The following is an 8,469-nucleotide window of genomic DNA, read 5'->3' on the forward strand; positions in this document are numbered from 1 at the left end:
CAACCATGCAGCGGTCACCGCCAGCAGCAGCAACGGCAACCATCCCAACTGGGTGGGCCCACCGGCCTGCAGCAGCACACCGCCTGCTACGCCACCGGCGGCAATCGCCAGGTTCCAGCCGGTCACCAGCATCGACTGCGCCAGGTCGGCGGCAGCACCGGCACGGCGTGCGAGCGCGGTCTGGAACAGGGTCGCAACCGACCCGAACGCCACGCCCCACAGGATCGTTGCCAGCAGCAGCGGTGTGGCCTGTCCTGGCCACAACAGCAGGGCCAACACCGGAAGAATGAAACCGATCACGGCCGCCCACACCAGCGTGCGCAGATGACGGTCCACGCCCCAACCGGCAATGCCGATACCAACGATGGCAGCCACGCCGAAGGCCAGCAGCAGGCGGTCCAGCCACCGGCCGGCGCCTGCCTCCACCGCCAGCGGTTCGATGTAGGTGTACAGCACGTTGTGCGCCAGCACGTACAGCACCATCACCGCAAGCGCGCTGCGCACGCCGGGCATGCGCCACACCGTACCCAACGACGTGCGCTGACCGGCCGCGGCCGCCGGTAGCGCCGGCAGTGCCCAGCGCGCGTACGCCAGCAGGCCGACCCCCAGCACGCTCATCAACGCGAACGCCCAGCGCCAGCCGATCTGCTGGCCCAGCAACGTGCCCGCCGGTACACCCAGCGACAGCGCCAACGGCGATCCAACCATCGCCACCGCGATTGCCCGGCCCTGCAGCGACGGCACCACCATGCGCGCCGCATAGCCGGCCACCAGCGACCACAGCAGGCCACCACTCACACCGGCCAGGAAACGCGCGGCAAGGATCAGCGGATAGCTGCTGCTCACGGCGGTCAGCGTGTTGACCACCACGAAGCCGGCAATGGCGGCCAGCAACAAGGGGCGTCGCGGCAGGCGCTGGGTCAACGCGGTCATCGGCAGTGCGGCCATCACCGATCCCAGCGCGTACACGCTGACCAGCTGGCCCACCGCCGCATCACTCACGCCCAGGCTCTCGCCCATCGGCCGCAGTACACCGGCCGGCAGGATTTCGGTCAGCAGGGTGATGAAGCCGCCGCCGGCCAGCGCCAGCAGCCCCGCCCACGGCAGGCGCGTGGCTTCACCGGCCGGGCTGGCCGCATCAATGGCATGGCCGCTCATCGCGCAGCCTCCAGATCGGCGTAGACCGCGTCACGCAGCTCATCAACGAAGGCACCGTCCATGCCTTCGTACAGGGTGTTGGTCAGCGCCACCACGCTCAGCCCACGCGCAGGATCGACAAACCAGCTATGGCCGTAGGCACCGCCCCAGCGCCAGGTGCCTTCGCTCTGCGGTGTGCCACTGGCGGCGGCATCGCGCAGCACCGCAAAGCCCAGCCCGAAGCCCCAGCCGGCCGGTTCCGGCGGCCCCTGCTCGCCCACCTGCGGGCTGGCCATCTCCGCCACCAGCGTGGGCGGCAACAGATTCGAAGCTTGCACATCGCGCAAGGCCTCCAACACCGCCATCACCTCGTCGGCGCTGCCAATCAGTCCAGCACCGGCCGAAGGGAAACGGCTGGCATCGGTAGCACGGGCGAGGCTGTACTCGATGCCGACCGTACCCTCGAACGGTGCGACCACTTCGCCTTCCTGCAGGCGATGCGGCTGCGGCGTGTCACTCACATACGGCGTGGCCAGCCGCGCGGCATCGGTGGTCGCGAATGCGGTGTCGGCCAGCCCCAGTGGCGCGGCCAACAAGTGCTCGAACAGTGCCTGCAGCGTTTCACCGGTCGCGGCTTCAGCCACGGCGCCCGCGACGTCCACGCCCAACGAGTACAACCATTGGCTGCCCGGCGCGAACAACAGCGGCGCCTGCGCGATGCGATGCACGTTGTCGGTCAGCGTCAGCGGATTCGCATCCATGCCATCGCTGACGCCGGCCTGTGCGTACGGGCCATCCGCATCGGCTTCGAGGAAGCGGTAACCCAGCCCGCTGCTATGGCTGAGCAGTTGGCGCAGGCTGATCGGCGGCGTGCTGCCATCGGCCAGCGCCGGGCGGAAGTCCGGCAGCCAGCGCTGTACCGGCGCATCCAGGTCCAGCACGCCTTCGGCTACCAGGCGCAGGATCACCGTGGTCAACAGCGGCTTGCTGACCGATGCCAGCCGGAACAACTGATCGCGCTGCATCGGCGTGGCCGACTCGCGATCGGCCAGCCCGGTCGCGCTGGCGTGGCGCAGCACACCGTGCTCGCGCACCAGCACCACCGTACCGACCAGGCGCTGTGGGTGGACCTGCTGCAGCAGCCGCTGCACCGACGGCAGCGTCGGCGCAGGTGCAAGGGAAGGAACAGCGTTCATCGCGGTGATCCGTGGGGAGAGGCCCGCCACGTTAGGCACCACGCCCTCGTGCAAAAAGCCGGTTGCGGCTCCGGGCATCATGGACCGTGCAGTCCGCAATCGGCATGATGGCCGGAACTGCAAGACCGCAACGGGCTCCACACCACTTCGCACCACAGTGTTGCGATGGCGGAGCCGTCCGCTACAGCCGCGCCGACCTACCCTGCCGCTTTCATTGCCCGCACGCCCATGTCAGTCCTGGACAACCTCGCCAATCTGCAGACCTTCGTGCACGCGGCCGACACCCGCAGCTTCGTCGAGACCGGGCGCCTGCAGGGCATCTCGGCCTCGGCCGCCGGCAAATGCGTTGCCCGGCTGGAACAGGCACTGGGCGTGCGCCTGTTCCACCGCAGCACGCGCAGCATCACCCTCACCGCCGAGGGCCAGCTGTTCCTGGCACGCTGCCGGCGCATCCTCGACGAACGCGATGCCGCACGCACCGAGCTGGCGCAACCGCATGCCGCACCGAGTGGCACGCTGCGCATCAGCCTGCCGCTGGTGGGCGATCTCACCCTGCCGCTGATGGCCGAGTTCATGACCGCGTATCCGGACATCCGCCTCGACCTCGATTTCTGCGACCGCCTGGTCGATGTCATCGAGGAGGGTTTCGATGCCGTGCTGCGCGTCGGCGAGCCCAGCGACTCGCGCATGAACGCCCGACGCCTGGGCGTGTTCCCACGCCGCATCGTCGCCTCGCCGGCGTACCTGCAGCGGCGCGGCACGCCGCGCACGCCGGCCGATCTGATGCAGCACACGCTGCTGCACTATCGCTTCCCCAGCACCGGCAAGCTGGAACTGTGGCCGATCCACTGGCCCGACCATGAAACACCGCAGGAACTGCCGGTACACATGGTGGCCAATACCATCGAAGCGCGGGTGGCGCTTGCATTGCGCGATATCGGCCTGGCCTTCGTGCCGGTGCACTCGGTGCGCGATGCACTGGCCGACGGCCGGCTGCTGACCGTGCTCGACGAGCATGTGCACTCCTGCGGCATCTTCCACCTGCTGTGGCCCTCCGGCCGCCACGTGCTTCCGAAGCTGCGGGTATTCATCGACTTCGTCAGCGCGCGCCTGGAAACCGTGCCGTAGGCCGGTAGATCCGCGCTCGATGGCCGTGCCACGTAGAGTCGAGCTTGCTCGACTGCTCCTCAAAAGCAGTCGAGCAAGCTCGACTCTACAATTCGCATGCCCTGCGGGCGGTATAATCTCCCCTCATCCCTCCCAGAGGCTCGCGACCAATGCGCCATTGATGCCGCCGTCTTCACAACAGACGGCCTGACTCTTCCCGCCCCTGCGCGCAGGGGAGAACCCGGCATCCATGGAGGTCGCATGACCACACATTCCCTCACGCTCGATCGCGTGTCGTATCGGCTGGCCGACGGCCGCCCGCTGTTTTCCGATCTGTCGTTTTCCTTCGAACCGGTCGCCACCGGCCTGGTCGGTGCCAATGGCGCTGGCAAAAGCGTGCTCGCACGCCTGCTGGCCGGCCGGCTGCTGCCCGACAGTGGCCAGGTGCGTGGCAGTGGCCGCGTTTTCCTGTTGCCGACACCCGGTTATCCACCCGCCGGCACGGTCGGTGAACTGGCCGGCGTCGGCGCGGAACTGGCCGCACTGCAACGCATCGAAGCCGGCAGCGTCGATGAGGCCGACTTCACCTGCATAGGCGACCGCTGGGATCTGCGCGAACGCCTGAAGCAACAATGGCAGGCGCTGGGCTTGCCCAATGATCTCGATCACGCCCAGCCTGCTGCGCGCCTCAGCGGCGGCCAGGCGATGCAGGTGGCACTGTCCGGCGCGTGGGCCAGCGGTGCCGACTGGCTGATCCTGGACGAACCCAGCAACCACCTTGATGCGCGTCATCGCCAGCAACTGTACGAGCAGTTGCAGCAATGGCGCGGCGGCCTGCTGGCGATCAGCCATGATCGCGAGCTGCTGGGCCGCATGCAGCAGATTGTCGAACTCGATGGGCGTGGCCTGCATCGCTATGGTGGGCCATGGCAGCACTACGCCGAGGCTCGCACCGCCGAGCGTGAAGCCGCCGCCGCCCAGCTTGACCATGCACGTGCGCAGCATCGGCAGCAGCAACGCAGCGCGCGCGAACAGCACGAACGGCAACAACAACGCCAGGCGCGTGGCAACCGCGATGCGAAGCAGGCCAACCAGGCCCCGATCCTGCTTGGCCGGCAGAAGCAGCGCGCCGAGGCCAGCCACGGCCGCGCACAACAGGTGCAGGCCGAACGCCTGCAGGCCAGCGCAGAGCATCTGCGCGCAGCGGCATCGGCGGTGCACGCGGCGCCGGAACTGGCACTGTTCGCCGGTGCGGGTGACCGTGGCAGCACGCGCCTGCTACAGGCCGAGGCGCTGGTGCTGCCACATGGCTGCAGTGCCCCGTTGCAGCTGGAGATCCGCCGCGGCCAGCGCATTGCCGTGGTCGGTGACAACGGCAGCGGCAAATCGACCCTGCTGCGTGTGTTGGCCGGCCAGCTGCCTGCACGCAGCGGCATCGTGCAACGGCATGCGCCACTGGCCCTGCTCGACCAGCAGCTGCTGGGATTGTCCGGCGGGTGCAGCATCCTCGACAGCGTGCAGGCCGCCAACCCGAGTGCCGACCCCGGGGAGCTGCGCACGCGCCTGGCCCTGTTGGGTCTGGACGCACAGCGCATCCAGCGCGCCGCCCGCAGCCTCAGCGATGGCGAACGGGTGAAGGGCACACTGGCCAGTGTGCTCTACGCCGATCCCGCGCCCCAACTGTTGCTGCTGGACGAGCCCGGCAATGCACTGGACCTCAGTGCATTACAGGCGCTGGAAGAACTGCTTGCGGCATGGCCGGGCGCACTGGTGATGGTCAGCCACGACCGGCACCTGCTGCAGGCGTTGCGGCCGACCCAGGTGCTGCAGGTGAGCACCGAGGGCTGGCAGTGGCGTGACGCCTTGTAGATCCACGCATGGCGTATCGACCCGGGGTAGTGCCGGCCGCTGGCCGGCAGCCCAAGAAACCTCAATGCACCATCAGCGCTTCCACACCGGGAACGCCTGTGGCATCTGCTGCCACAGCAGTGGCCCCGCCCGCAGCTCCTGGTCATTGAGCAGGCACGCATCCAGCTCCGCGCGCACCGCACGCTCATCCATGTGCACACCAATCACCACCAGCTCCTGGCGGCGATCCCCCCACAACGGGTGCCACAGCCGCTGCATCGCCGTGTGCGCGGCTGCATCCGGGAATTCCTCCAGCCCCGGCAGCGGCGCACTCCAGCAATCGGCCTGCTGCCGCGCCCAGCCGAGGTCGCTGTAAGGCAGCGGTGTCGGCGGCAACAACGGCGCAGTGTCTTCCAGACCGGCACGCACGCGGTCGCGCGCGGCATACCAGAAGCCCGCCGCCTGCGTCCGCGTCGCCGCGCCCACGGTGTTCAACTCGCCTACCCAATCCATGCGGTTGGCCAGCCAGAACCAGCCCTTGCTGCGGATCACGCCGGGCATGCCCGACTGCAGCGCGCGGGCAAATCGCGCGGGGTGGAACGGACGCCGCGAACGGTAGACGAAGCTGCCGATGCCGTACTCTTCGGTTTCCGGTGTGTGCTCGCCCCGCAGTTCCTTCACCCAGCCCGGCGCGCGTTGCGCACGCTCCATGTCGAAGCGACCGGTATCCAGCAGCTCGGCCAACGGCACATCACCGAAGCTGGACAGCAGCAGCTTCGCATCCCGGTTCAAGCCACGCAGTACCGCCAGCGTGTCCTGCAGCACCTCGTCATCCACCTGGTCGACCTTGCTGACCACGATCACGTCGGCGAACTCCACCTGCTCGCACAGCAGATCGACCACACCTCGATCGTCCTCCGGCCCGGCCTGCTGGCCGCGTTCAGCCAGGCGCAGGGTCGAGCCGAAGTCGGCAAGGAACGCGCTGCCGTCGACCACCGTCACCATCGTGTCCAGCCGCGCGATATCACTCAGGCTGAAGCCGTGCTCGTCGCGCACCGCGAACGTAGCCGCCACCGGCATCGGCTCACCGATGCCCGTCGACTCGATCAGCAGGTAGTCATAACGACCCGCGTCGGCCAGGCGCCGCACTTCCTGCAGCAGGTCATCGCGCAGCGTGCAGCAGATGCAGCCGTTGCTGAACTCCACCAGCGTCTCTTCGGTGCGGCGCAGCTCGGCGCCACCTTCGCGCACCAGCTGCGCATCGATGTTGACCTCGCTCATGTCGTTGACGATGACTGCCACGCGCAAGCCCTCGCGGTTGCGCAGGATCTGGTTGAGCAGGGTGGTCTTGCCGGCCCCAAGGAAGCCGGACAGCACGGTGACCGGAAGGCGACGGTCGGCGCGGGAAACAGTGTTCATGTCGGAGCGGGTTGGCTGCGGAACGGAAATGTTACTGTATAACAATTGCCGCGCAAGGAACCTCCCCTGATGAAGTCGCCTTCTGCCGCCCTGCTCGATGCCGGCGCGGTCGCCTTGTCCAGCCTGTGCCTGCTGCACTGCCTGGCGCTGCCCCTGCTGGCCGCCGCGCTGCCGCTGTTCGGCGCGTGGGCCGAAGCGGAATGGGTGCATCTGCTGTTCGTGGCCATTGCCCTGCCACTGACCGGCTACGCGCTGTGGCGGGCCGAGCGCCGTCACCCACTGCCCGTGCTGGCCTGGGCCACCGCCGGCGCCGGGCTCGGCCTGCTGCTGGCCGGAGCGCTGGCCTTGCCCTCACATGACTTGGAAACGCCGATGACGGTCACCGGCAGCCTGCTGCTGGCCGCCACGCATATCTGGAACGCGCGGCACCGGCACTACCCCTGCTATTTGCCGTAGCGGCGCAGCAGCTCCACCAGCACCGCAGCCTCGTCCGCCCGCTGCTGCGGGTCATCGGCACCCACCACATGTTCCTGCAGGTGCTCGTGCAGCAGCTCCATCAGCAGGCTGTGGGCGGCACCGCGCACGGCGGCGACCTGCACCAGCACGCCCGCGCAGTCCCCCGCTTCCCCCTCGGGCTTGTCCAGCGCCTGCTCCAACGCCGCCACCTGACCCGCGATACGGCGTACCCGGGTGAGCAGCTGCTTTCGATTCTTGTGTACATGGGCCATGGCGGGATCATATACCCTATGGGGGTATCCACTCCAGCTCCCGTCGCCATGCAATTGGATGCCCTCGCCGCCGCCCGTCGCCACGAACACCGCTTCGACGACGGCAACCCGCTGGCCGAACGCAATACCCGCCGCGCCCTGTGGCTCACCGTCGCCATGATGCTGGTGGAGATCGTCGGCGGCTGGTGGTTCAACTCCATGGCCGTGCTCGCCGACGGCTGGCACATGAGTTCGCACGCGCTGGCGCTGGGCCTCTCGGTGTTCGCCTACCGCTGCGCGCGGCGCTACGCGCACGATCCGCGCTTCGCCTTCGGCACCTGGAAGATCGAGATCCTGGCCGGCTATACCAGCGCCATCGCCCTGCTCGGCGTCGCCGCGCTGATGGCCGTGCAATCGCTGGAACGGCTGTGGGTGCCGGCACCGATCCATTACGACGAAGCCATCGCCATTGCAGCGGTGGGCCTGGGCGTGAATCTGCTCTGCGCCTGGTGGCTGCACGACAGCCCGGGCCACGCGCATCACCATCATGGGCATGGGCATGGGCATGGGCATGACCATCATCACGGGCACGACCACGATCACGGCCATGCGCACGGTCACGACCTCAACCTGCGCTCGGCCTACGTGCACGTGCTGGCCGACGCCGCCACCTCGGTGCTGGCCATCGTCGCCCTGCTTGGCGGCAAGCTGCTGGGCCTGACCTGGCTGGACCCGGTGATGGGCCTGGTCGGCGCCGTGCTGGTGACGGTCTGGGCGATCGGCCTGCTGCGCGACAGCGGCCGCATCCTGCTCGACGCGCAGATGGATGCGCCGGTGGTGGCCGAAGTACGCGAAGTGATCGAACAGGGCCCGTGGCCGGCACGCCTGGCCGACCTGCACGTCTGGCAGGTGGGTCGCGGCAAGTACGCGGTCAGCGCCAGCGTGGTCACCAGCGACGTCAGTCTGGATGCCGATACCGTGCGCAACGCGCTGGCGATTCATGAGGAGCTGGTGCACGTGACGGTGGAGATTCACCGCAGCGCCTGACCCGCATC

The 8,469-nt window shown here is 68.4% G+C and carries 8 protein-coding genes; 4 read left to right on the forward strand and 4 right to left on the reverse strand.

Annotated features, from left to right (window positions below):
- On the reverse strand, nt 1–1,158 hold a 1,158-nt coding region (locus N7573_RS21990; protein WP_279943287.1), incomplete at its 3' end, for an MFS transporter.
- Nucleotides 1,155–2,333 carry a serine hydrolase domain-containing protein gene (locus N7573_RS21995; protein WP_164225711.1) on the reverse strand — a complete coding sequence of 393 codons (1,179 nt, stop codon included), beginning with the start codon at nt 2,331–2,333 and terminating at the stop codon, nt 1,155–1,157. The genes N7573_RS21990 and N7573_RS21995, both read right to left, overlap by 4 nt.
- A gap of 228 nt (nt 2,334–2,561) precedes the next feature.
- Between N7573_RS21995 and N7573_RS22000 the strand changes: the two genes are divergently transcribed.
- A complete protein-coding gene (locus N7573_RS22000) occupies nt 2,562–3,461 on the forward strand; it encodes a LysR family transcriptional regulator (RefSeq protein WP_049461440.1) in 900 nt (299 codons plus the stop codon).
- Between the two features lie 240 nt (nt 3,462–3,701).
- Complete coding sequence (locus tag N7573_RS22005) at nt 3,702–5,309, forward strand: ATP-binding cassette domain-containing protein (RefSeq protein ID WP_279913691.1); 1,608 nt, start codon at nt 3,702–3,704, stop codon at nt 5,307–5,309.
- A 72-nt stretch (nt 5,310–5,381) separates the two neighbouring features.
- Here the strand turns inward: N7573_RS22005 and N7573_RS22010 are convergent, their stop codons facing one another.
- Nucleotides 5,382–6,707 carry a GTP-binding protein gene (locus N7573_RS22010; RefSeq protein ID WP_032130408.1) on the reverse strand — a complete coding sequence of 442 codons (1,326 nt, stop codon included), beginning with the start codon at nt 6,705–6,707 and terminating at the stop codon, nt 5,382–5,384.
- Between the two features lie 69 nt (nt 6,708–6,776).
- Here N7573_RS22010 and N7573_RS22015 point away from each other — a divergent pair, with 69 nt between their 5' ends.
- A complete protein-coding gene (locus N7573_RS22015) occupies nt 6,777–7,163 on the forward strand; it encodes a MerC domain-containing protein (protein ID WP_180838300.1) in 387 nt (128 codons plus the stop codon).
- On the opposite strand, the gene N7573_RS22020 is transcribed toward N7573_RS22015, so the two are convergent.
- Nucleotides 7,151–7,435, reverse strand: coding sequence for a metal-sensing transcriptional repressor (locus N7573_RS22020; protein ID WP_032130410.1), 285 nt, complete (start codon nt 7,433–7,435; stop codon nt 7,151–7,153). The genes N7573_RS22015 and N7573_RS22020 overlap by 13 nt on opposite strands.
- A gap of 48 nt (nt 7,436–7,483) precedes the next feature.
- On the opposite strand from N7573_RS22020, the gene dmeF reads away from it, so the two are divergent.
- Nucleotides 7,484–8,461, forward strand: a complete 978-nt coding sequence (dmeF, locus tag N7573_RS22025) for a CDF family Co(II)/Ni(II) efflux transporter DmeF (RefSeq protein ID WP_279943288.1) — start codon at nt 7,484–7,486, stop codon at nt 8,459–8,461.
- The last annotated feature ends 8 nt before the right edge of the window (nt 8,462–8,469 follow it).

This window comes from Stenotrophomonas sp. GD04054 (assembly GCF_029836955.1).
Classification (GTDB): Bacteria; Pseudomonadota; Gammaproteobacteria; order Xanthomonadales; family Xanthomonadaceae; genus Stenotrophomonas; species Stenotrophomonas maltophilia_A.

Excerpts from the sequence above, each read along its gene's own strand:
- N7573_RS22010 (WP_032130408.1), bottom strand. The coding sequence starts at position 6,707 with ATGAACACTGTTTCCCGCGCCGACCGTCGCCTTCCGGTCACCGTGCTG.
- N7573_RS22020 (WP_032130410.1), bottom strand. The coding sequence starts at position 7,435 with ATGGCCCATGTACACAAGAATCGAAAGCAGCTGCTCACCCGGGTACGC.
- N7573_RS21995 (WP_164225711.1), bottom strand. The coding sequence starts at position 2,333 with ATGAACGCTGTTCCTTCCCTTGCACCTGCGCCGACGCTGCCGTCGGTG.
- N7573_RS22015 (WP_180838300.1), top strand. The coding sequence starts at position 6,777 with ATGAAGTCGCCTTCTGCCGCCCTGCTCGATGCCGGCGCGGTCGCCTTG.
- N7573_RS22000 (WP_049461440.1), top strand. The coding sequence starts at position 2,562 with ATGTCAGTCCTGGACAACCTCGCCAATCTGCAGACCTTCGTGCACGCG.
- N7573_RS22005 (WP_279913691.1), top strand. The coding sequence starts at position 3,702 with ATGACCACACATTCCCTCACGCTCGATCGCGTGTCGTATCGGCTGGCC.
- dmeF (WP_279943288.1), top strand. The coding sequence starts at position 7,484 with ATGCAATTGGATGCCCTCGCCGCCGCCCGTCGCCACGAACACCGCTTC.